The organism is Labrys sp. KB_33_2 (genome assembly GCF_052114505.1).
In the GTDB taxonomy this organism is placed as follows: Bacteria; Pseudomonadota; Alphaproteobacteria; order Rhizobiales; family Labraceae; genus Labrys.
On sequence record NZ_JBFREW010000016.1, the window covers coordinates 17,463 to 38,131 of the forward strand.

The following is a 20,669-nucleotide window of genomic DNA, read 5'->3' on the forward strand; positions in this document are numbered from 1 at the left end:
GTCGAAGACGCGGAAAATAGGAGTGTCAATCTCCCGATTGACATCTCTTTCTGCAATGGGACGGTTTCTAAGAGTGTCAATCTGGAGATTGACACTCCGATCCCGAGTCGGTGCCGGAACGCCGGGTCAGGCTGCCACCTCTTCTTCCCCTTCATAGAGCTGTTGAGCTTCGAGCAAAGCCTCATCGAGCCGCCGTCCGGCACGATAGCCGGCCAGGCCAGCGCCTTTTGCCATGCCGGGCAATAGACGAGGGCAGGCCTCGGTGGCGCCAATCACCGTTTGGATCGGGATGACGCCGGCCCATACCGGGTGGCCGTAATCCTCCTCGTCATCACCGACGCCGGCGGCGCGCACTTTGGCCGAGGCCTCCTCGATGCGCATGCCGATCACCATGGTCGCCTTGCTCTCCTGCCCATGCGTCTGGCGCAGTTCCTCGGCACGGCCGGGGTAGAAGCGATCGACCACGCCGAGCAGCGCCTTCGCCTTTTCGTCCGGATCGTCGATGATACGAGCGGTGCCAAAGCAGATTGCCGAGCGATAATTGGCCGAATGATTGAAGCCGCTACGCGCCAGCACCAGCCCGTCGAGATGCGAGACCGTGAGACAGACCGGGACGCCGCCCTTGAGGTTGCGCAGCATGCGGCTGGCCGAGGAACCGTGCCAATAGAGCCAGTCATCCTCGCGCCAGTGAATGGTCGGCGTGCAATAGGGCTGGCCGTCGATCACATAGGCGACATGGCACAGAAGGCCGGCATCGAGCACGGCATAAACCGCCTCGTGATCATAGCGGCCGCGGTCGTGCCGCCGCTTCAGGCGATTGCGGGCGCTGACGGCGAAGCGCTCCGGCGTGGCTTCCTGTTCTTTCATGGTGCCTTGCTTTCAACGATGAATATGCGCAAGGTGCGTCATCGCATTGGTTCACGAAAGATCCAATTTGGATAAAAATATTCGAACCAATTTGCCCGATTGGTCGACCCTCATGCCAGTGTTGCCAGGCCGAGGGCCGCGCAGGCGCGAACTCTATGTCGCCATACGTAGACTGATCGAGACGGGCCTGGCACGGCCGGGCGCCAAACTGCCGACCACGCGCGATCTCGCCAAGCGGCTGGGCCTGTCGCGGGCTGCCGCGGTCGCCGCCTTCGAGATGCTCGTCGCCGACGGCTTCGCCGAGGCACGCATCGGGGCGGGCACCTTCGTCGCGGCGCAGGTGCCGGCAGTCTCGGAGCGGCCCGGCGGCGAGCCTGGGCAGGCCTCGGCCTCGCCGGCACTCCCCTGTGAACTAGGCGTGGCCACCATCGACGACAAGACCATGCGTGTCTTTCGCAGGCTGCTCTCGCGAAACCTCGCCCAGCCGGGGCCGGAGCATTTCCGTTATGGCGATCCGCGCGGTGGAAGCAAGCTGCGGGAGGCCATCGCGGCCTATCTTCGCGCAGCACGGGGCGTGCGCTGCGATGCCGAGCAGATCGTCGTCACCACCGGGACCATGCATGGGCTGGATCTTGTCGTGCGCACCATTCTCAAGCCGGGCGATGCCGCCTGGATCGAGGATCCTTGCTACCCTCTGGCCAGGGCCACGCTGGAGGCAGCGGGCGCCAGGCTGATTGGTGTTCCCGTCGACGCGGAAGGGGTCGACGCCGCCAGAGGCGAGACGCTCGAAGCTGGGGGGCGTCTCGTCTATGTCACGCCCTCCCACCAGTTCCCGCTCGGCGTCACCATGACCATGCGGCGTCGCCTGGCTCTCATCGACTGGGCTGATCGCAACGATGCCTGGATCGTCGAGGACGACTATGACAGCGAGTTCCGGTTCTCGGGTCCGCCGCTCACCGCCTTGCAGGGCATGGACGGCGCCGATCGGGTCGCCTATCTTGGTACGTTCTCCAAGGTCCTGTTCCCCGGCATCCGCATCGGCTATGCGGTGCTGCCTGCGGCCCTGCTCGACAGGGTGCTGCGCCTGAGAACCCTGTCCGACCGCCAACCGCCCACCCTGGTGCAGGGCGCCGTCGCCGATTTCCTCAACGATGGCCATTTCGCAGCCCATCTGCGCCGGGCCCGCCGCCGCGTGCAGGTCGCGCGGGATGGGTTCGTCACCGCCCTGCGCCTTCATTGCGCAGGGGAACTCGACTTTGCCGTGCCGGAGCATGGGCTCCATCTGGTGGCGGCGCTGGCTGCTTCGGCGGGTGATCGCGACATGGTCCAACGGCTGTTCGCCGAAGGCGTCGGCGCGCGGGCCTTGTCACCCATGTATCTGGACGCCCCAGCCCGTCAGGGCCTCGTGCTCGGCTTTTCGGGATTTGAGACGGACGTCCTGGCGAGCGCCGCCAGGTGTATTGGCGATGTTCTGAAAGCCGGTACGCCCGCGCGTTCATAGACAATCGCGTTCTTGCCCTTCTTGTGGCAGGCCGTCGCCAATCTCGTAGTAGTCTCCCTTTTGATTCACGCAGATATGCTTGACCAGTTTGAGGCCGGTCGGTTCGTTGAGCGTTCCGGCCGCAATGGATATGTGGTCGCTGCCCTTGCCATCCCAGAAGATCTGGGCACCGCATTTGGAGCAGAAACCGCGGCGGGCGGTTGGCGAAGATCGGTACCAACGCAGCTTGTTCGTCGGAGCGATTTCGAGATCGGCGGGATCGCAGGCCGCATAGGCCGCAAAATGGCTGTGCAGCCTTCGGCATAAGATGCAGTGACAAGCCCAGACGTCGCGCACGGCGCCGCGGATGGTATAGCGCACCGAACCACACAGACAGCCGCCCGTCGCCCGTATCGGACGCTCCTGGCCTATGGACATGACCAATCTTCCTTTGTTGTCGCTTGTCGTGGGGAGATGGGGTTGAGGGGTACTGGCCGGCCCTTCAATGCCCACCTCCCGGGTCTCGTCCACCCTCTTGGGGTAGGCCGTCGGCAAGTTCGTAATAATCTCCCTTCTGATTCACGCAGACATGCTTGGCGAGCTTGAGGCCTGTGGGCTCGTCAAGGCTCGAGGCCGTCAGGGAGACATGATTGCGGCCGGTGCCGATCGAAAAAAGCTGTGCTCCGCATTTGGAGCAGAAGCCACGCCGGGCCATTGGGGAAGCGCGATGCCAACGCAGTCGCGTTGAGGGCAGGATCTCGAGATCGGCGGCATCGCAGGCCGTGTAGGCGCAACAATAGCCGTGCAGACGCCGGCATATCAGGCAATGGCAAGCCTTCACGTCCGCCAGGGCACCGCGGACGACATAACGCACCGATCCGCACAGGCAGCCGCCCTTGGCCCGTATCGGCTTGTCCTCCTCCTGCTTCATCGCATGCCCCCTTGTAAACTCGAAAAATAGGACTACATTTCTAGAACTATAGTGCTATTCAGGAGGCGACCATGTTTGGCTGGATCAAAGACATTCTCGGGGATTTGCTTGCGGAGCGCCAGCGCCGTGCCAATATCGAGTACTTCGATGGCCTGAGCGATCGGGTGTTGCGTGATATCGGCATTGAGAGAAGCGAACTTGAAAAAGTTTTCGACCGGGCTGATCCTTTCTGGCAGGGGCGCAGACGGTCCTTGGCCGATTCCTGGACGATCTTGAAGCATTTTGGAGGCGCACGAAAACACAATGGCGCTGGCGGATATGGCATTTGACGATGCGGCGCGGTGTTTGGCTGAGCTCGGCCACCCGCACAGGCTTCAGATTTTTCAACTGCTGATCAAGGCGGGAGACGATGGCCTGGCTGTCGGCGACATCCAAAGGGAACTTGGCATTCCCAAATCGACGCTGGCCCATCATATCGCGCAATTATTGGCCGTTGGCCTGATGACGCAAGAGCGGCAGGGCCGGGTACAGCGCTGCCGCATCGCCGCCGGCAAGGCCAGCGCCTTCGTGACTTTCTTCGTGGCCGACTGCTGTGAAGGGCTGCCGGGCATCGAGGGCCTGGAAGTCGGGGCTTAGCGGCCCTTGTCATTGCCGGGCATGACCCGGCAATCCAGCCTTGGCCGGTTGCGCGGGAGCTTCTGGATAGCTGGGCCGAGCCTGGCTATGACAAATCGGAGCGTTTCTCCCTCGGGTGAACTGCATCGAGCCTAGCAAGTCGACCCATTCGCAGGTTCAACAGGCAGGCGACGCGCCTTTGGGAGATTTCCGGCAGACAGCGGCGCCGCGCTGCTTTATAGGGACGCGATCCCTTAATCACTGTCGGAACCTTGATGTCCTTTCTGGTCGAAACCCGTACTGTCACCGCCGATGAGGACGGCATGCGTCTCGACCGTTGGTTCAAGACGCATTTCCCGGAGCTCGCCTTCGGCCATCTGCAAAAATTGCTGCGTTCCGGCCAGATCCGGGTCGACGGCGCGCGCGTCAAGACCAATGACCGCCTCAGCAAGGATCAAACTGTTCGCGTGCCGCCGCTGCCGCGTTCCGATCCGGCGATCACCAGCGTCAAGCGCTCGTCGCAGAACCAGAAGGACGCCGATTTCATCCGCTCCCTGATCCTGCACGAGGATAGCGACGTCCTGGTGATCAACAAGCCGCATGGCCTGTCCGTCCAGGGCGGTTCCGGCACCGAGCGTCATGTCGACGGCATGCTCGCGGCTCTGGCCGGGCCGGATGGCGAGAAGCCCCGTCTCGTTCACCGTCTCGATCGCGATACTTCCGGCGTGCTGGTGCTGGCCAAGACGCGCAAGGCGGCCTCCGATCTGGGCGCGATCTTCCGCACCCGCTCGGCCCGCAAGATCTATTGGGCCCTGGTCAAGGGCGTGCCTGCGCCCAAGCAGGGCCGTATCTCGCTCTTCCTGTCCAAGCAGCTCGGCATGGACGGCGAGAAGGTCCGGGTGATGAAGCATGGCGATGAAGAAGCCGTGCATTCGATCACCTATTATTCGCTGGTCGATCGCGCTGCCAATTCGGTGTCCTGGCTCTCGCTCAAGCCTGTGACCGGCCGCACCCATCAGCTGCGCGCCCATACCGCCCATATCGGCCATCCCATTATCGGCGACCCCAAATATGGGGAAGCCATGGAAAACATTCCCGAGGAACTGCCGAAGAAGCTGCACCTCCATGCGCGCCGGATCACCCTGCCACATCCGCGTGGCGGCACGCTCGACGTCACCGCACCCTTGCCGCCGCATATGAAGCAGAGCTTCGAGATTTTGGGCTTCGACACCTCGGCCTATGATCCCATCGTCGACGCTCCGGAGGATTGAGACGTGAAACTTGTCCTGTTTGACGTCGACGGCACGCTGCTCGACAGCCAGCACCTGATCCACGCCTGCCTGGTCGAGACTTTCAAGGGCATGGGGCGCCAGCCGCTGCCGCGCGCGGAGATGCTAAGCATCGTCGGGCTCTCGCTGGTGCCTGCAATCCAGCGCCTGTTCGGCGACGACACCAGCACCGGCGATATCGAAAAGGCTGCCGGCTTCTATCGCGAAGCCTTTCTCGCCCGCGTCAACGACCCAGCCTTCGCGCCGCCGCTGTTTCCGGGTGCGGCGGAGGCGGTGGCCGAGTTGCGCCGGCGCGATGATGTGATCCTGGGCCTGGCGACCGGCAAGTCACGCCGCGGCGTCGATCGTATCCTCGAAAGTTTCGGCTGGGAGGGGCTGTTCGCCACGATTCAGACCGCCGATACCGCGCCCTCCAAGCCCGATCCCGGCATGGTCGTGCAGGGGGCTGGCGAGGTGGGCCTGCGCCCAGAGGATGCCATCATGATCGGCGATACCAGTTTCGACATCTTGATGGGGCGCAGCGCCGGTGCCCGCACTATCGGCGTCAGCTGGGGCAATCACCCGGTTTCTGAGCTCGCCGAGGCGGGGGCCGATCATATCATCGACGACTTCGGGCAATTGCTGCCGCTCGTCGAAGCTTTCAGGGTGCCTCAGCCACAATGAGCGACCGCGATTTCTATAGCGACTGGTTCCGCGACGGCGCCACGCCCGATCCGATGCATGCCGCCCAGAAGGGCATGAAGCCCGAACTGCCCAAGCGCTTTTACAGTCAGGCGAGCGTGGTCGAGCGGGAAGGGCAGCATGCCGTGGCACTGGACGGACGGGTCGCCCGTACCCCCGCCAAGGCCTTGCTGGCCTTTGTCAGGCCTGAAATGGCAGAAGCTGCCGCAGCGGAGTGGAACGGGCAGGGAAGCCATATCGATCCCTTCTCCATGCCGATCACCCGTATCGCCAACTCGGCGATCGATGGCGTGCGCACGTCGCGGCAGGCCGTGATCGACGAGATCGCCAAATATGGCGGCTCGGATTCGCTCTGCTACAGGGCGGACCAGCCCGAAGAATTGGTTCGGCGCCAGGACGAAGCCTGGGATCCGGTGCTGGCCTGGGCAGCCGGTCATCTGGGTGCCAAGCTCGTCGTCACGCGCGGCATCCAGCACAAGCAGCAATCCCCGGAAGCCCTGGCCGCCATTGCCGAGGCCGTGGCCCGCCATGACGAATACGGCCTCGCCAGCCTCCACGCGGTCACCACGCTGACCGGTTCCGTCATCCTGGCACTGGCGGTTGCAGACGGTTATCTGGAGCCGGAGGCGGCCTGGGCCGCGGCCCATGTCGACGAAGATTATCAGGCCGAGCTCTGGGGCCAGGACGAAGAGGCTCAGAAACGCCGCGCCTGGCGCTGGCGCGAGATGGAAGCGGCGTCGCGCCTGCTGGCACTGGGACGGTAATCTGGAGCGCGGACATCCTGTCCGCGCTCCAGATCCTTTACGCAGCCATGCGCTTTTCACACGCCGCCAGCAAGGTGCAGAGTGCCACGGCATCGGCGGCCAGCTTTACCTCGGCGAGGCTCGGATAGGTCGGCGCGATGCGCAAGGTCCGGTCCTCAGGGTCCCTGCCGTAAGGATGCGTGGAACCGGCCGGGGTAAGCGCCAGGCCGGCGGCCTTGGCGAGCGCCACTACGCGGGAGCCCGTGCCCTCTAGCACGTCCAGAATGATGAAGTAGCCGCCGGCAGGCCTGGTCCAGCGCGCGAAGCCATGGCTGGCGAGCCGGCGTTCGAAGGCTTCTTCGACTGCCGCGAATTTCGGGGCGATCAAGGAACGGTGCTTTTCCATATGGGCATGGATGCCGTCGAGATCGCGCAGGAAGCGGACATGGCGCAATTGGTTGAGCTTGTCGGGGCCGATCGTGCGCTTGCTCGCATTGTCGAGATACCAGCGCACATTGGCGGGGGAGGCGGCGATAAAGGCAAGGCCTGCGCCGGCGATGGTGACCTTCGAGGTCGAGGCGAAGACAACAGCCCTGTCGGCATTGCCTGCTGCCGCGCTGGCCTCCAGGATGTTGGCGAGATGCGGCCGGGTGTCACCGAGATGATGCAGCGCATAGGCGTTGTCCCATAGGATGCGGAAGTCCGCGGCTCCCGTCTTCATGCGCGCCAGGCGTTCGACCACGGCATCCGAATAGGTCTCGCCGCTGGGGTTGGAATATTGCGGTACGCACCAGATCGCCTTGACCTTCGGGTCGGCGGCCAGGCGCTCGACTTCGTCCATGTCGGGGCCTTCGCCGGTGAGCGGCACCGGGATGAGCTTGATGCCGAAGGATTCGCTCAAGGCGAAATGCCGGTCATAGCCCGGCACCGGGCAGAGGATGGCGATCTCCTCTTCCTTGCTCCAGGGCTTCTGCCCGCCGGGGACACCGCGCAGCAATGCATAGACATGGACGTCATGCATCAATGCCAGACTGGAATTGTTGCCGACGATGACCTGGGCGGCGGGCGCGCCGAGCACCGGCGCAAACAGGTTGCGCACCTCGGCCAGTCCCTGCAGGCCGCCATAGTTGCGGGTGTCCTCACCGGCTTCGCTGAGATGGTCGCGGTTGCCGGGCAGAGCGAGCATGCCTTCGGCAAGGTCGAGCTGTTCGGGTGCCGGCTTGCCGCGCGTCATGTCGAGGGAGAGTTTGCGGTCTTTCAAGGCCTCATATTCGCGCGTCAGTTCGCCGTGGAGGGCAGCGAGGGCATCGGGGCGCAGTTCGGCCAGGCTCGACATGGGTTTTTCCTATCGATGAGGATGAGCACGTCGAACTAACGCGCTGCAGCGAAAGGTTCAAGCGCTGGTTTTAATTCCTCGCTCATCTCACGCCAAGGTCTGCAGGGCTCGAAAGACTTCTTTCAGGCCGCGATGAAGTGGCTTGTCGCGTCGGAGCACCACTGCCAGAGTTCGATGCAGGAGGGGAGTCAGGCTTCGTACGGTGAAAGCCGTTACCTCTGCCCGAACCGCCATTTCGGGCAGGATAGAGCATCCGAGCCCTGCCTTGACCAGTTCCTTGATCGCTTCGACGCTGCCCAGCGACATCACCGGTTTGGGAGACAATCCTGCCTGAGCAAACCATTCGTCGCCGATGCGCCTGGTATTGCCTCCTGGCTCGAAAAGCAGCAGCGGCAACTCGGCGACCACTGCTGCCGTCGCCTCCTGCGGGAGCGTCATGCCCGGCGGGCCGATCAGCAGGAAGGGGTCATCCAGCACGGGAACGATCTCCAGGGAACGGCTGGAGAGCGGCAATGCGACCAGGCCAATGTCGAGGCGATTGTCTTCGACTGCCTTGGCGATCTCAGCCGTATTGCCGGTGGAGATGATAATTTCCAGGTTCGGAAAGGCTTGCCGCAATTTCTTGAGAACCGGTGGCAACAGGAAGATGCAAGCCGTCGCGCCCGTACCGATGCGTACCTTTCCCATGACCTTTCCGTCATGGCGCGCCACGGCTTCCAGCGCCGCCTGCACTGCGGCATCGATTTGGGCGACGTGGAGCAGGAGGTCTGCGCCGGCCGCCGTCGGTCTTGTCCGGCGGCCAACGCGCTCGACCAACAAGGTGCCGAAGCGCCGCTCCAACTGACGGACCTGCAGGCTGACGGCGGGTTGCGTCAGGTTCAGCCGTTCCGCCGCCGCCGAGAAACTGCCGAGCTCGACGACATCGGCGAAGGCTTTGAGGTGGTCGAGATTGAGGTTGTTCATATCGGAGTTATTCTCGTACCAAAAATTTCCTTATGCTTTGCATGATTTTCCAAAGCTTCATTTATTTCAAGTGAGGAGCAACAATCCGGCCGGTTTCACGAAACGGGAAGAACGCGAGATGGCAGAGCACCTGTCGCTGCCGATGGCATTCATGGCAGCTGTCAGGGGAACGGGTCGCTATCTCGCTTTGTCTCCCCGGTCGCGCCTGCATCAGCGGGCGGCATTACGAGAACTCGACGATCGGTTGCTGGCCGATATCGGCGTCACCCGGCGGGGAGCGCTGGCCGGTCACCCCGTGGCGACGAGGAGCGATCCTGCTATGAAGGGATGCAATCAGGCGATGGCAATGACAGCGAATCGGATGGATCCAACCGCCAACGCCGCTGCGATCCTCGTGCGGGATGCCCGCGAGAGCGACATGGCGGCGGTGCAGCCGATCTATGCCCACCACGTGCTGCAGGGGCTGGCGAGCTTCGAGGAAGTGCCGCCAAGCCTGGATGAGCTGGTTTCGCGCCGCCGCGGCGTTCTCGCCCAGGGACTGCCCTATCTCGTGGCGGAGGCGGAAGGGCGCGTGGTGGGCTACAGCTACGCCACGGCCTACAGGCCACGCCCGGCCTATCGCTACACCGTCGAGGATTCCGTCTATGTCGCCCCGGACATGGGTGGGCGAGGCGTCGGCCGCCTCCTGTTGGAGGAACTGATCGCCCGCTGCGAGGCCGGCCCCTGGCGTCAGATGCTGGCCGTCATCGGCAATAGCGGCAATACCGGTTCGATCGCCTTGCATCGGCGCCTGGGCTTTTCCGAGGCGGGCGTGCTGACATCGGTCGGCTTCAAGCTCGGGCGTTGGGTCGATACCGTGCTGATGCAGCGTTCCCTCGGGATCGGGAATGGCGCGCCGCCCCTCGACAGCGAGGCCGGGCGGTGATCGAGCGTCGTACCGTCCTTTGTCTCGGCCTTTTCCAGTTCGTGGCCTGGGGCGCCACCTATTATCTGGTCGGCGGCTTCGGCGAGCGGATGGCCGAGGACCTTGGCTGGTCGCGCGACATCGTCTATGGCGGCTTTGCCCTGGCTCTGCTGGTGATGGGACTGGTTTCGCCGCTCTGCGGGCGGCTGATCGATCGTCACGGCGGCCGCGGCATGATGACGACCGGATCGGTGCTCGCCGCCTTGGGATGCTTGGGGCTGGCCACCAGCCATTCCCTGCCGGCTTATTTCGCCGCTTGGCTGGTGTTGGGCGTGGCCATGCGGCTGACGCTTTACGATGCCGCCTTCGCCGCCCTGGCGCGCGTCGGTGGGGCCGATGCGCGCCGCGCGATGGCCCAGATCACACTGCCCGGCGGACTTTCTTCCACCGCGTTCTGGCCGTTGGGAACGGCGCTGGCCGATAGTCTAGGCTGGCGGGGAGCCGTCCTCGTCTATGCCGGCCTGATGCTGGCGACGGCACCGCTCGCTTTGGCGTTACCTGCAATTCGTCATCGCGACAGGCCGGTACCCAATGCGGAGGACTCCCGGCCGACGTTCGGCGGAACCGGTTCCGGCCTCCTTCTTGCCGGCGTGCTCTACGCCCTGATCACTACCATCATGAATTTTCTGAACGCCGGCATGTCATCCCACATGATCGCCATCCTGGCGGGGCTTGGCCTCGCTCAGACCTCGGCGGTCTGGGTCGCGACGCTGCGGGGCATCGGCCAGTCCGCCGCGAGGCTTGCCGAGATCTTGTTCGGCACCCGCCTGCATCCGCTCGCGCTCAATCTCCTGGCCTGCTCTCTTCTGCCGCTCTCCTTTGCCGCAGGGTTCGCCGGTGGCTACTCGTTGGCGGCCGCCATGCTGTTCGCCCTTGGCTATGGCGCCGGCAACGGCCTCGCAACGATTACGCGGGGCACGGTCCCGCTCGTTCTGTTCGACCATCGCGCCTATGGCGCCATCACCGGCCGCTTGCTGGCGCCGAGCTTCGTCGTTTCGGCCGGAGCGCCTGTCATCTATGCCCGCGTGATCGAATGGTGGGGCCAAGAGGGGGCGCTCGTCCTCTCCCTGGCGCTGGCCGGCATCACGCTGGCCGCGGCCTTCCTGCTCAAGCTGCGTTTTGCGCCGGCAAGCGCCGGTTCCTGTGGAATTTCGCCGGGGAATGGCGGAGCACGATGAAATCCGGGCGATATCGCTGTATGGAACAAGGCGCGGCAGGTTCAAACAAGAGCCGCGGGAAGCGCCCTTCATGAAGCATATCCTGGCCGAACTCCAGTCACGCCGCACCCAGGCCCTGCTGGGCGGTGGCGAAAAACGCATCGCAGCACAGCACGCCAAGGGCAAGCTTACCGCACGCGAGCGCCTGGAATTGCTGCTCGATGCCGGTTCCTTCGAGGAATTCGATGCCTTCGTCGAGCATCGCGCCGTCGATTTCGGCATGGACCGTGCGCATATCTCTGGCGATGGCGTCGTCACCGGCTGGGGTACGGTGAATGGCCGCAAGGTCTTCGTCTTCGCCAAGGACTTCACGGTGTTCGGCGGCTCGCTGTCGGAGACCCACGCCACCAAGATCAACAAGATCCAGGATATGGCACTCAAGAACCGGGCGCCGATCATCGGTCTGTTCGACGCCGGTGGTGCCCGTATCCAGGAGGGCGTCGCTGCGCTCGGTGGTTATGGCGAGGTGTTCCGGCGCAATGTGCTGGCCTCCGGCGTGATCCCGCAGATCTCGTTGATCATGGGTCCTTGCGCCGGCGGCGACGTCTATTCGCCAGCGATGACCGACTTCATCTTCATGGTGAAGGACACCAGCTACATGTTCGTCACCGGCCCCGACGTCACCAAGACGGTGACCAACGAGACGGTGACGGCCGAGGAACTCGGCGGCGCTTCGGTGCATGCCGTACGCTCCTCCGTGGCCGACGGTGCCTATGAGAACGATGTCGAGGCCTTGCTTCAGATGAGACGACTGATCGACTTCCTGCCGGCCAATAATTGCGAGGGGCCGCCGGAGATCCCGTCCTTCGACGATATCGAGCGGCTCGAACCCTCGCTCGACACGCTGGTGCCCGACAATCCCAACAAACCCTATGACATGAAGGAGCTTGTCACCAAGCTGGCGGACGAGGGGGACTTCTTCGAGATCCAGGAGAAGTTCGCGCGCAACATCATCACGGGCTTCGCGCGCATTGCCGGGCGGACCGTCGGCATCGTGGCCAACCAGCCGATGGTGCTGGCCGGCGTGCTCGATTCCGACGCCAGCCGCAAGGCTGCTCGTTTCGTGCGCTTCTGCAACGCCTTCGAGATCCCGATCGTCACGCTGGTCGACGTTCCCGGCTTCCTGCCCGGCACGGCGCAGGAATATGGCGGGTTGATCAAGCACGGTGCCAAGCTCCTGTTCGCCTATTCGCAGGCCACGGTGCCACTGGTGACCGTGATCACCCGCAAGGCCTATGGCGGCGCCTATGACGTCATGGCTTCCAAGCATGTCGGGGCCGATGTCAACTATGCCTGGCCGACCGCCCAGATCGCGGTGATGGGCGCCAAGGGAGCCGTGGAGATCATCTTCCGCCAGGACATGGATGATCCGGAAAAGATCGCCAAGCACGTCAAGGGCTATGAGGACCGATTCCTCTCCCCCTTCGTCGCCGCCGAACGCGGCTATATTGACGAAGTGGTCCAGCCCTCGCAGACGCGCAAACGCGTGGCACGCGCCTTGGCCATGTTGCGCAACAAGCATGTCGAGGCTCCGCGCAAGAAACATGACAACATCCCGCTATAACGGTCAGTCTCAAACTTGAGACTGACCGGGATGGCTCCACCGGTTATTTTGCTTGCCGTAGGGGAAAATAACAAAACATGGTGAATCCCGCGAGCGGCGTTTCCCGCATGTCCGCTGGGCGAGGCGCACCCCGCAGGGCAGGCCTGCGGCTGCGGCATGGCTGAACCCTGAAAAGGGTTTGATATCAGATAGATATCGGGTGTATCGGATCGGCCTCTTTACATCAGCTCTCTCGTCGAACCCTCGGCGGCCGCCAAGCTCAAAGCTGTGAATGATCGGATTTCGGCCCGACATTGCCACAGGATTGTGGCGAACAGCACATTCTTTGGCCATGTGCGGCCCTTAGGGTGAGACTCATTAACGCCAGTTTGAGTGATCCAGGCTCAAATTGGGTTTCATGAGGCGCCGCGAGTTAGGCGCAAACCAAGGCAAGGCACGACCCCATGGTGACGTCACCTATCGCAACTCTAGTTGAGCCCGCTCTGGAGCGCGGTTCGATCGAGGATTCCGAAGTTCAGCAAATGCGTCAGCGTTGGCAGGACGGCGCGCTGCTCCAGGCCGCCGATGCCGACGCACTCTTTGCGCTTCAGGGCGTATTGGCAGGACGCAACAAGAATTTTAACGCCCTCTTCGAGGAAATGCTGACGGCTTTCGTCCTGGATCGTAACGAACCCAAGGGCAGCATTTCCAAGGAGCAGGGAGCCTGGCTCCTTTCGATGCTCGATGGCGGCGAGGGATTGGTGGCCAATGCCGCCGAACTCGGTCTGCTGATCCGACTGGTCGAGCAGGCTGACAGCGTGCCCGACGAACTGGCCAGCTTCGCGCTGCACCAAATCCAGCACGCTGCGATGACGGGCGAGGGACCGGCCGCCAAGGGCCGCATCCATTTCTCCCGCGTGATCGACACGCAGGATATCGCCAGCATGGCTCGTCTTTTCCAGGTGGAGAAGGGCGCCAAGCGCCGTATCATCTCGCGCCAGGAAGCCGAGATGCTGTTCGATATGGCCGAAGGCTGCAACAGTGAAGATCCGGCCTGGGACGGACTGTTTGCCGAAACCATTCAAGCGCATCTGCTGGCCACCAACCAGCCAGGCAATACGGGTGGCCGCTCGCTGACCACGCCCGTGGTTCTGGCCGATCGCGACAGCGCCTGGCTGAACCGGCGCATCCAGCACGATGGCCGGGTAAGCCGCGCGGAGCGGGCTCTGCTGGCCCTGGTCGATCCGCGCCAGATGGCGGCGACCAACAGCTGGGACAAGCCGATCAGCCAGATGATCTGACCGGCTCGAGCCCATTAACCGATGTCATCGAATGCCGGCCCCAGGGCCGGCATTCTGCTTTTCCAGCAAGGTGTTGGTTGCCAAGCAGATTCTTCCTGGTCGGGCCACGGGCACGATCAGGAAGAATCTGCAGGATTTCAGATATTTGCAGAGTTTCCTGACGAGCCCCATCCGTGGGCCTCGTCAGGAAACTCTGCTTAGGGATGACTCTCGATATGAGGCTGTTCATCCTTAGAGCAAAGCGCATTCATGACGGAACGATCGTTTGCTCTAACGCTTCGTTTCGACGCGTCTTTGCGATTCCAGGCGATTCCGCTAAATCGCAAAACGCTCCAGGCTTCACCGGCCCGCCAGCTTGCGCAGGGCGGAGCGGGCCTGTTCGTTGAAGCTGGCGGTGACCGGGCCGTTGTAATAGCCCCGGGCCTTGAGCTTGAGCAGCATCTCGGAGTGGAAGCGCGGCGACCACGCCTTGGCGTTGGTCAAGAGCTCATTGAGCTCGAACTCGGAACCGCGCTCCAGGGCCTTGAAGGCGTAGTTGGCGGCTTCCACCGGATTCTTCACGGTACCACGACCGTTGTTGTAATAGGAGGCGAGGCTGGCCAAGCTGTTGGTGTCGCCGAGATCGGCAGCCTTCTGGTACCAGCGCAGAGCCTCGGCAAAGTCGCGTTTCACGCCTTTGCCGCCCTCATAGAGCAAGGCGATGTTGGCGTGGCTTTCCACATCGCCACGGTCGGCGCCCTGGCGATACCAGCGCATGGCTTCGGCATAGTCCCGCGGCACGCCGAGCCCGAGCTCGTAGAGATAGCCGATACTGACATAGGAATTCGCATAGCCGCCATCGGCCGCCTTGCGGAACCAGCGCATGGCTTCGGCATAATCGCGCGGCACACCGGTGCCCTCGCGATAGAGGAAAGCCAGATTGTGGGCCGCGGCGAGACTGCCGGCCGCAAAGGCCTGCTGATAGGTGGCGAAGGCTTCGGCGTGGCGCTTGGCGGCATCGAGGGTGCGTCCATATTGAAAGAGCAGCCGCTTGGTCCCGGGATATTGCTGCAGGCCGCCGTTGCAGGCCGCGACGGCCCGGGCGGCATCGATCTGCCCGAACAGCACGCCGGCGCCGACCCGGTCCGGATCCAGGGGGCTGGCGGCCAGCCTGTCGCATTCGGTTTCAGGCGGTGGAACTGCCGGTCTCACCGGGGGGACGGCCGCCGCCTGCTTCTGCACGGGGCCGGGATCGGGAGCTGTCTGTGGGATGACGGACGGTACGGTCTTGGTGGTCGCCAGCGCCGAGAGTTCCTTAATGCGCTTGTCGGCCAACTCGCCGAAGAAGGTGTTGGCATAGCGCCTGCGGAAGGTTTCGAGCTCGCCCATATCCGTGCTGCCCCGCAGCGTCGGCCAGATCTGCGAAGCCTCGCCGAAAAGCGCGTCCGTGGCGGGAGGGGCGCCGGCTTGGGCCGGTGCTGCCATCAGGGACAGGACGCCGCCGCCGAGCGATCCGTTGACGAAGGGCTGCTGCTGGTTCCCGGTATCGGCCATGACATCGTCGCGCACATTGCCGAGCATGATGCGGACATCGATGCCGGGCTCGATGATGCGCTTGATCAGCGAGGCGGTGAAAGGGCTGTTCAGGCCATTGCCGTCGGCGGCCACGGTGCCGGCTGCTGCCGAATAGGCAATCAGCGTGTTGGTGCTGGCCGGCTCGGCACGAGCCAGGCCGCGCGAGACCGCCCGATTGCTGTTGCTGCGGCCCATGCGCGGCAGGAAGGGATTGTTGCGACAGGCATCCAGGATCACCAGCTTGAGGCGGGAGGCTCCTTCGAGCGAGCGCAGCACCCTGTCGAGGGTCACCGCCTCATCCTCGACGTCCCGGTCCGTAGCAAGGCGTGCATCCACCGGCAGCAGATAATTGATGCCGTTGAGTTCCATGCCATGGCCCGAGTAATAGATCACGGCCACGTCCGCCGTTGCAGCTTGCGTTTCGAACGCTCGCAGCGCCTGCACCATGCCCTGACGGCTGAGGTCGTTTTCGGGCTGGATCACGGTGAAGCCGGCCTGGTTCAACGCCGCCTTCATGCCACTGACGTCATTGGGCGGATTGATCAGTGCCGTGGCGTTCTGATAGCGAGCATTGCCGATCAGCAGGGCAACGCGCTTGTCGGCATGGGCCGCGCCGGCGGCGCACCACGTGCCCACGAATATCGCGAGCGCCAGGACGATCCTCATATGCATGCGGTCCCCACCACCCTTGAAGCCGGGCTGGATCTTAGCAAAGGGGCGGGGAGCGTAAAGCGTGGAGGGAACAGGGATATGGCCGGAAGCACCCCGATGCCGCGATCAGCGGTGTACGTCGCCTGAATCTCCAAGCCGACTTATTGCCTATGGCCGAAATCTATGAGACGCCCTAATGAAGGGCAGCGAGCCCATTCGAGCCATCCTGGGTGATTGCGGGCATGTTTTCCAAAGTTCTGATTGCCAATCGCGGAGAAATTGCCTGCCGCATCATCAAGACGGCACGCCGGATGGGCATCGCCACGGTCGCCGTCTATTCCGATGCCGATCGCGATGCCCTGCACGTCGAGATGGCGGACGAGGCCGTCCATATCGGCCCGCCGGCCGCGGCTCAATCCTATCTCCAGATCGAGAAGATCATTGAGGCCTGCCGCCAGACCGGCGCCGATGCAGTGCATCCTGGTTACGGCTTCCTGTCGGAGCGGGAGGCCTTTGCCACGGCGCTCAAGGAGGCCGGCATCATTTTCGTCGGTCCCAATCCGCATGCCATCGCGGCGATGGGCGACAAGATCGAATCCAAGAAGGCCGCGGCGGCGGCGGGCGTTTCCACCGTTCCCGGCCACCTCGGCATCATCGAGGATAGCGCGGCTGCCATCCGCATCGCTACGGAGATCGGCTACCCCGTGATGATCAAGGCCTCCGCCGGCGGCGGCGGTAAGGGCATGCGCATCGCCCATTCGGCCGCGGAGGTGGAGGAGGGCTTCCGCCTGGCGCGTTCCGAAGCGAAAGCGAGCTTCGGCGACGACCGCGTCTTCATCGAGAAGTTCGTCGTCGAGCCCCGCCACATCGAAATCCAGGTGCTCGGCGACAAGCATGGCAACGTCATCCATCTGGGGGAGCGTGAATGCTCGATCCAGCGCCGCAACCAGAAAGTGATCGAAGAAGCGCCGTCGCCTCTGCTGGATGCAGAGACGCGGGCACTGATGGGGGCCCAGGCCGTCGCGCTCGCCAAGGCGGTCAATTATGATTCCGCCGGCACCGTCGAGTTCGTGGCCGGGCAGGACAAGAGCTTCTACTTCCTGGAGATGAACACTCGTCTGCAGGTTGAGCATCCAGTGACCGAACTGGTGACGGGTATCGATCTGGTCGAGCAGATGTTCCTCGTCGCTGCCGGCGAAAAGCTCGCGCTGAAGCAGTCCGACATCAAGCTCTCCGGGTGGGCCGTGGAATCACGCGTCTACGCCGAGGACCCGCTGCGCAATTTCCTGCCCTCGATCGGCCGCCTGACCCAGTATTGCCCACCGGCCGAACGGCGCGAGAAGGGCGTGACGGTTCGCAACGACACCGGCGTGTTCGAGGGAGGCGAGATCTCGCTCCACTACGACCCGATGATCGCCAAGCTCTGCACGCATGCCCCGACGCGTGCCGGCGCGATCGCCGCCATGTCGGATGCGCTCGACGGCTTTGCCATCGAAGGCATTCGCCACAATATTCCCTTCCTCTCGGCGCTCATGCAGCATGAACGCTGGAAGGAAGGACGGCTGTCGACCGCTTTCATCGCCGAAGAGTTCCCCGGCGGATTTTCGGTCAGCCCGCCCAAGGGGGCGGTTGCTGACAGGCTGGCGGCGGTTGCGACGGCAATCGACCATATCCAGAACCAACGCAAGCGCAGCATCAGTGGGCAGATGGTCGGCAAGCCCGTGGTATTCGAGCGCCGCCGCATGGCGGTTCTCGGCGACACCGCCTTTACCGTCGAGGTGGACGAGGCGCGCGGGGAGATGCAGGTGACCTTCCTCACGCCGGAAGGGGCGCCGGAGCGCCTGGTGACACTCACCTCGGACTGGAAGCCCGGCCAGCCAGTATGGTCGGGCCGCATCCACGGCGAGCCGGTGTCCATGCTGGTACGGGCGATTCCCAACGGTGTGGTGCTGGCCCATCGCGGCACCGCCGCCGATATCCGCATCTACACCCGGCGCGAAGCCGAACTAGCCCGCCTGATGCCGGTCAAGAACAGCACGGCGCTTACGACGGCCTTGCTGTGTCCGATGCCCGGACTGGTCCGGGCCATCGAGGTCGTCGAGGGGCAGGAGGTCAAGGCCGGGGAGGCGCTCTGCGTCGTCGAGGCCATGAAGATGGAGAACGTTCTGCGTGCCGAGCGCGACGCCACCGTCAAGAAGATCCGCGTCAAGCCGGGTGATACGCTGGCGGTCGATGCGGTGATCATGGATTTTGCCTGATACCGAGAGGCATTTTCAATGCGTCTTGGTTCTATCTGATGGTTTTCGCCAAATCTTTGATTTGGTGTCGAAAACCGTCAGGTGTTTGCATCTCGGATGCGTCAGCATTTTCGAGACTTGGTATGTCATTCCGGCATTTGCGGTCGAGGGAGAGTGGGTTTGAGCGTCTGGGACCAGTTCTTCAGCTGGGGCGCGCTCCCTGGCCACATCGCCTATGCCATCATCGCCATCTCCTATCTCCTGACCAACATCTTCTGGCTGCGGCTGGCGGCGGTGGTCGGCATTGCCCTGGAGGTTGTCTATTTCCTGTTCAGCGGCTCGGCTGTCTGGCCGTCGATCGCCTGGGACAGCGCCTTCATCCTGATCAATCTGGTGCAGCTCGGCATTCTCCTGCGCGACCGTCTCAGTCTCAAGCTCTCCGCCGACGAACAGGCTTTCATCAAGCCGATCGTCGGCGATCTCGACAAGGCGCAGATTGCCCAGCTTCTGCGGACGGCCGAATGGCGCACTTTGGAACCGGGCTCGGTGGTGACCACCGAGGCCGATCCGGTGCATGAGCTCACTTTCATCTGTGAAGGCCAGACCGAGGTGCGCGTGCGCGAACAACTCGTTGCCCACGTCGGTGCCGGGGCTTTCGTCGGGGACGTGTCCTTTGCCACCGGCGTACCGGCGACCGCAACGGTGATCACGGAAAATGCCGTGCGCGTGCTGGCCTTCGACCAGGACAAGCTCAAGGCGCTGTGCAAGCGAGACGAGCAGATTGCCCACGCCCTCTATCGGCGAATCGGCGGCGGGCTGGCCGACAAGATGCGGGTGGCAACGGGGCGGCTGTAGCAAGGCAAGATGCCGGCAAGTCGACTCAAAACTTCGAAACGCGACGTTAACCCCCGGATGTTACAGACATATCCAGCTTGGGTTCAGTACGTTGTCAGGACAATGCTGTCAGTCGTCATCTTGCGTTTGCTGCTATCGCCTTCCGGGGCGATCGATCGCGTTGCCTTCACCGCCGGTGTCGTGCTGCTGGCGGCGCTTGCGGTCGGCGGTCACCATGCCCTGCAAGGCTGGAGCGGCCCCTATGGCTTGGGCTCCTTCGCCTTTGTTGCGGCCATTGCCTGGTCCGCCATTTGCCTTTCACGCAAGCGCCTGCATGATTTCGGCTGGTCCGGCCTGGTGATCCCGGCCTTTCTGAGCCTCTATCTGCTGGCCGTCGCGATCGCGATCTTCTTTCTCGACCGGGGTGCCCTGGCGTCCTGGCAACAGGCTCTGGCGACATTCTGCCTGTTCAGCGGCCCGATGGTCGGCTGGCTGATCGCACTGGCCATCATACCGGGCAACGGACTCGCCTCCAGTGCGAGAACGAGCTGGTAGGCGCAAAGTCCGCTCAAACCAATGCCTTGGCGGCATTTCCCGATTCGATATCTTCCCTCGACAGGCGCGTCTCTCCAAAGATCGGTTCGAAGGTCTGGCGCAAGGCAAGGTCGACATCCTCCAGCGTCACCGGCAGCCCGAGATCGACCAGACTGGTCACGCCGTGGTCGCGGACGCCACAGGGTACAATGCCGGAGAAATGCTCGAGATCGGGTTCCACATTGATAGCGATGCCGTGGAAGGAGACCCAGCGCTTGAGGCGGATGCCGATGGCGGCGATCTTGTCCTCGGCACCTTCGCCGCGCTGGGGGCGCCGAACCCAGACGCCGACCCGGTCCTCGCGGCGTTCGCCGCGCACGTGAAAGGCCCAAAGCGTTTCGATCAGCCAGGCTTCCAGCGCCGTCACCAGCCGCCGGACGTCCTGTCGGCGGCGCTTGAGATCGAGCATGACATAAGCCACGCGCTGGCCGGGGCCGTGATAGGTGTATTGTCCGCCGCGACCGGTCTGGTGCACCGGGAACCGGTCGGGAGCGACCAGATCCTCGTGCCTGGCCGAGGTGCCGGCGGTATAGAGTGGCGGATGTTCGAGCAGCCAGACGCATTCGCCGGCCACCCCGTCCGCAATTGCGGCTGCTCTGGCCTCCATCGCAGCGACGGTTTCCTCATAAGGGCTGAGGCCCGCGATGACCTGCCACTCTACTGGCGGAGAATCGCTGCCGGGCAGGAGATGATGGTCGAGGGCATTACGGCTGGTCACTGGATAGGTTCCAATCGGGGTGGACAGCCTCTTCATATCGGCGGATTTTTGGGCTTCGACAAGGGCTTGCATGCGAAGTGCAGGAAAAGCGTGAATTGCCCTTGCTGCCCTGTGATCGATCTGTTAGACGATGCGCCGCTTCACATGGCGA

General features: G+C 63.4%; 20 protein-coding genes. 13 read left to right on the top strand and 7 right to left on the bottom strand.

Annotated features, from left to right (window positions below; translation table 11 throughout):
• Positions 1 to 126 precede the first annotated feature (126 nt).
• Positions 127 to 867: a pyridoxamine 5'-phosphate oxidase family protein gene (locus AB4037_RS25715; protein ID WP_441773416.1), complete on the bottom strand. Its 741-nt coding sequence runs from the start codon at positions 865 to 867 to the stop codon at positions 127 to 129.
• 112 nt (positions 868 to 979) lie between these two features.
• Between AB4037_RS25715 and pdxR the strand changes: the two genes are divergently transcribed.
• On the top strand, positions 980 to 2,368 hold the full coding sequence (gene pdxR / locus AB4037_RS25720; protein ID WP_434956957.1) for a MocR-like pyridoxine biosynthesis transcription factor PdxR: 1,389 nt from the start codon (positions 980 to 982) through the stop codon (positions 2,366 to 2,368).
• Here the strand turns inward: pdxR and AB4037_RS25725 are convergent.
• Positions 2,363 to 2,785, bottom strand: a complete 423-nt coding sequence (locus tag AB4037_RS25725) for a GFA family protein (protein ID WP_434956956.1) — start codon at positions 2,783 to 2,785, stop codon at positions 2,363 to 2,365. The genes pdxR and AB4037_RS25725 overlap by 6 nt on opposite strands.
• Positions 2,786 to 2,849: 64 nt before the next feature.
• Positions 2,850 to 3,278 carry a GFA family protein gene (locus AB4037_RS25730; RefSeq protein WP_434956955.1) on the bottom strand — a complete coding sequence of 143 codons (429 nt, stop codon included), beginning with the start codon at positions 3,276 to 3,278 and terminating at the stop codon, positions 2,850 to 2,852.
• A gap of 71 nt (positions 3,279 to 3,349) precedes the next feature.
• On the opposite strand from AB4037_RS25730, the gene AB4037_RS25735 reads away from it, so the two are divergent.
• From AB4037_RS25735 to AB4037_RS25755, 5 genes are all read left to right on the top strand, one after another.
• On the top strand, positions 3,350 to 3,607 hold the full coding sequence (locus AB4037_RS25735; protein WP_434956954.1) for a DUF1127 domain-containing protein: 258 nt from the start codon (positions 3,350 to 3,352) through the stop codon (positions 3,605 to 3,607).
• Positions 3,582 to 3,914, top strand: a complete 333-nt coding sequence (locus AB4037_RS25740) for an ArsR/SmtB family transcription factor (RefSeq protein ID WP_434956953.1) — start codon at positions 3,582 to 3,584, stop codon at positions 3,912 to 3,914. The genes AB4037_RS25735 and AB4037_RS25740 overlap by 26 nt, the downstream gene beginning before the upstream one ends.
• Before the next feature lie 254 nt (positions 3,915 to 4,168).
• Positions 4,169 to 5,164, top strand: coding sequence for an RluA family pseudouridine synthase (locus tag AB4037_RS25745; RefSeq protein ID WP_434956952.1), 996 nt, complete (start codon positions 4,169 to 4,171; stop codon positions 5,162 to 5,164).
• A gap of 3 nt (positions 5,165 to 5,167) precedes the next feature.
• Positions 5,168 to 5,845, top strand: a complete 678-nt coding sequence (locus AB4037_RS25750) for an HAD-IA family hydrolase (RefSeq protein ID WP_441773417.1) — start codon at positions 5,168 to 5,170, stop codon at positions 5,843 to 5,845.
• Positions 5,842 to 6,627 carry an ATP12 family chaperone protein gene (locus AB4037_RS25755; RefSeq protein ID WP_434956950.1) on the top strand — a complete coding sequence of 262 codons (786 nt, stop codon included), beginning with the start codon at positions 5,842 to 5,844 and terminating at the stop codon, positions 6,625 to 6,627. The genes AB4037_RS25750 and AB4037_RS25755 overlap by 4 nt, the downstream gene beginning before the upstream one ends.
• A 37-nt stretch (positions 6,628 to 6,664) precedes the next feature.
• Here AB4037_RS25755 and AB4037_RS25760 read toward each other — a convergent pair whose 3' ends face one another.
• Both AB4037_RS25760 and AB4037_RS25765 read right to left on the bottom strand, forming a co-directional pair.
• Positions 6,665 to 7,942 (bottom strand): aminotransferase, encoded by a 1,278-nt coding sequence (locus AB4037_RS25760; protein ID WP_441773418.1) that lies wholly within the window; start codon positions 7,940 to 7,942, stop codon positions 6,665 to 6,667.
• A gap of 87 nt (positions 7,943 to 8,029) precedes the next feature.
• Positions 8,030 to 8,905: a LysR family transcriptional regulator gene (locus AB4037_RS25765; protein WP_434956948.1), complete on the bottom strand. Its 876-nt coding sequence runs from the start codon at positions 8,903 to 8,905 to the stop codon at positions 8,030 to 8,032.
• Between the two features lie 118 nt (positions 8,906 to 9,023).
• Here AB4037_RS25765 and AB4037_RS25770 point away from each other — a divergent pair, with 118 nt between their 5' ends.
• From AB4037_RS25770 to AB4037_RS25785, 4 genes are all read left to right on the top strand, one after another.
• On the top strand, positions 9,024 to 9,830 hold the full coding sequence (locus tag AB4037_RS25770) for a GNAT family N-acetyltransferase (RefSeq protein WP_434956947.1): 807 nt from the start codon (positions 9,024 to 9,026) through the stop codon (positions 9,828 to 9,830).
• A complete protein-coding gene (locus tag AB4037_RS25775) occupies positions 9,827 to 11,047 on the top strand; it encodes an MFS transporter (protein WP_441773419.1) in 1,221 nt (406 codons plus the stop codon). The genes AB4037_RS25770 and AB4037_RS25775 overlap by 4 nt, the downstream gene beginning before the upstream one ends.
• Before the next feature lie 70 nt (positions 11,048 to 11,117).
• The gene (locus tag AB4037_RS25780; protein WP_434956945.1) at positions 11,118 to 12,650 is read left to right on the top strand and encodes an acyl-CoA carboxylase subunit beta; all 1,533 of its coding nucleotides are present in this window, start codon (positions 11,118 to 11,120) and stop codon (positions 12,648 to 12,650) included.
• A gap of 521 nt (positions 12,651 to 13,171) precedes the next feature.
• Positions 13,172 to 13,930, top strand: coding sequence for a hypothetical protein (locus AB4037_RS25785; protein ID WP_441773420.1), 759 nt, complete (start codon positions 13,172 to 13,174; stop codon positions 13,928 to 13,930).
• Positions 13,931 to 14,269: 339 nt separating this feature from the next.
• Here AB4037_RS25785 and AB4037_RS25790 read toward each other — a convergent pair whose 3' ends face one another.
• A complete protein-coding gene (locus AB4037_RS25790) occupies positions 14,270 to 16,156 on the bottom strand; it encodes a caspase family protein (protein WP_441773421.1) in 1,887 nt (628 codons plus the stop codon).
• A gap of 221 nt (positions 16,157 to 16,377) precedes the next feature.
• Between AB4037_RS25790 and AB4037_RS25795 the strand changes: the two genes are divergently transcribed.
• From AB4037_RS25795 to AB4037_RS25805, 3 genes are all read left to right on the top strand, one after another.
• Positions 16,378 to 18,393: an acetyl-CoA carboxylase biotin carboxylase subunit gene (locus tag AB4037_RS25795; protein WP_441773422.1), complete on the top strand. Its 2,016-nt coding sequence runs from the start codon at positions 16,378 to 16,380 to the stop codon at positions 18,391 to 18,393.
• A gap of 159 nt (positions 18,394 to 18,552) precedes the next feature.
• A complete protein-coding gene (locus AB4037_RS25800; protein WP_434956941.1) occupies positions 18,553 to 19,227 on the top strand; it encodes a Crp/Fnr family transcriptional regulator in 675 nt (224 codons plus the stop codon).
• Between the two features lie 102 nt (positions 19,228 to 19,329).
• The gene (locus AB4037_RS25805; RefSeq protein WP_441773423.1) at positions 19,330 to 19,761 is read left to right on the top strand and encodes a hypothetical protein; all 432 of its coding nucleotides are present in this window, start codon (positions 19,330 to 19,332) and stop codon (positions 19,759 to 19,761) included.
• 13 nt (positions 19,762 to 19,774) lie between these two features.
• Here AB4037_RS25805 and lipB read toward each other — a convergent pair whose 3' ends face one another.
• Entirely contained in the window at positions 19,775 to 20,554 is a 780-nt protein-coding gene (lipB, locus tag AB4037_RS25810) for a lipoyl(octanoyl) transferase LipB (RefSeq protein ID WP_441773424.1), read from the bottom strand.
• Positions 20,555 to 20,669 lie beyond the last annotated feature (115 nt).

Excerpts from the sequence above, each read along its gene's own strand:
- AB4037_RS25805 (WP_441773423.1), top strand. The coding sequence starts at position 19,330 with ATGCTGTCAGTCGTCATCTTGCGTTTGCTGCTATCGCCTTCCGGGGCG.
- AB4037_RS25795 (WP_441773422.1), top strand. The coding sequence starts at position 16,378 with ATGTTTTCCAAAGTTCTGATTGCCAATCGCGGAGAAATTGCCTGCCGC.
- AB4037_RS25725 (WP_434956956.1), bottom strand. The coding sequence starts at position 2,785 with ATGTCCATAGGCCAGGAGCGTCCGATACGGGCGACGGGCGGCTGTCTG.
- AB4037_RS25785 (WP_441773420.1), top strand. The coding sequence starts at position 13,172 with ATGCGTCAGCGTTGGCAGGACGGCGCGCTGCTCCAGGCCGCCGATGCC.
- lipB (WP_441773424.1), bottom strand. The coding sequence starts at position 20,554 with ATGAAGAGGCTGTCCACCCCGATTGGAACCTATCCAGTGACCAGCCGT.
- AB4037_RS25780 (WP_434956945.1), top strand. The coding sequence starts at position 11,118 with ATGAAGCATATCCTGGCCGAACTCCAGTCACGCCGCACCCAGGCCCTG.
- AB4037_RS25765 (WP_434956948.1), bottom strand. The coding sequence starts at position 8,905 with ATGAACAACCTCAATCTCGACCACCTCAAAGCCTTCGCCGATGTCGTC.
- AB4037_RS25715 (WP_441773416.1), bottom strand. The coding sequence starts at position 867 with ATGAAAGAACAGGAAGCCACGCCGGAGCGCTTCGCCGTCAGCGCCCGC.
- AB4037_RS25755 (WP_434956950.1), top strand. The coding sequence starts at position 5,842 with ATGAGCGACCGCGATTTCTATAGCGACTGGTTCCGCGACGGCGCCACG.
- AB4037_RS25790 (WP_441773421.1), bottom strand. The coding sequence starts at position 16,156 with ATGCATATGAGGATCGTCCTGGCGCTCGCGATATTCGTGGGCACGTGG.
- AB4037_RS25740 (WP_434956953.1), top strand. The coding sequence starts at position 3,582 with ATGGCGCTGGCGGATATGGCATTTGACGATGCGGCGCGGTGTTTGGCT.
- AB4037_RS25770 (WP_434956947.1), top strand. The coding sequence starts at position 9,024 with ATGGCAGAGCACCTGTCGCTGCCGATGGCATTCATGGCAGCTGTCAGG.
- AB4037_RS25735 (WP_434956954.1), top strand. The coding sequence starts at position 3,350 with ATGTTTGGCTGGATCAAAGACATTCTCGGGGATTTGCTTGCGGAGCGC.
- pdxR (WP_434956957.1), top strand. The coding sequence starts at position 980 with ATGCCAGTGTTGCCAGGCCGAGGGCCGCGCAGGCGCGAACTCTATGTC.
- AB4037_RS25745 (WP_434956952.1), top strand. The coding sequence starts at position 4,169 with ATGTCCTTTCTGGTCGAAACCCGTACTGTCACCGCCGATGAGGACGGC.
- AB4037_RS25730 (WP_434956955.1), bottom strand. The coding sequence starts at position 3,278 with ATGAAGCAGGAGGAGGACAAGCCGATACGGGCCAAGGGCGGCTGCCTG.
- AB4037_RS25760 (WP_441773418.1), bottom strand. The coding sequence starts at position 7,942 with ATGTCGAGCCTGGCCGAACTGCGCCCCGATGCCCTCGCTGCCCTCCAC.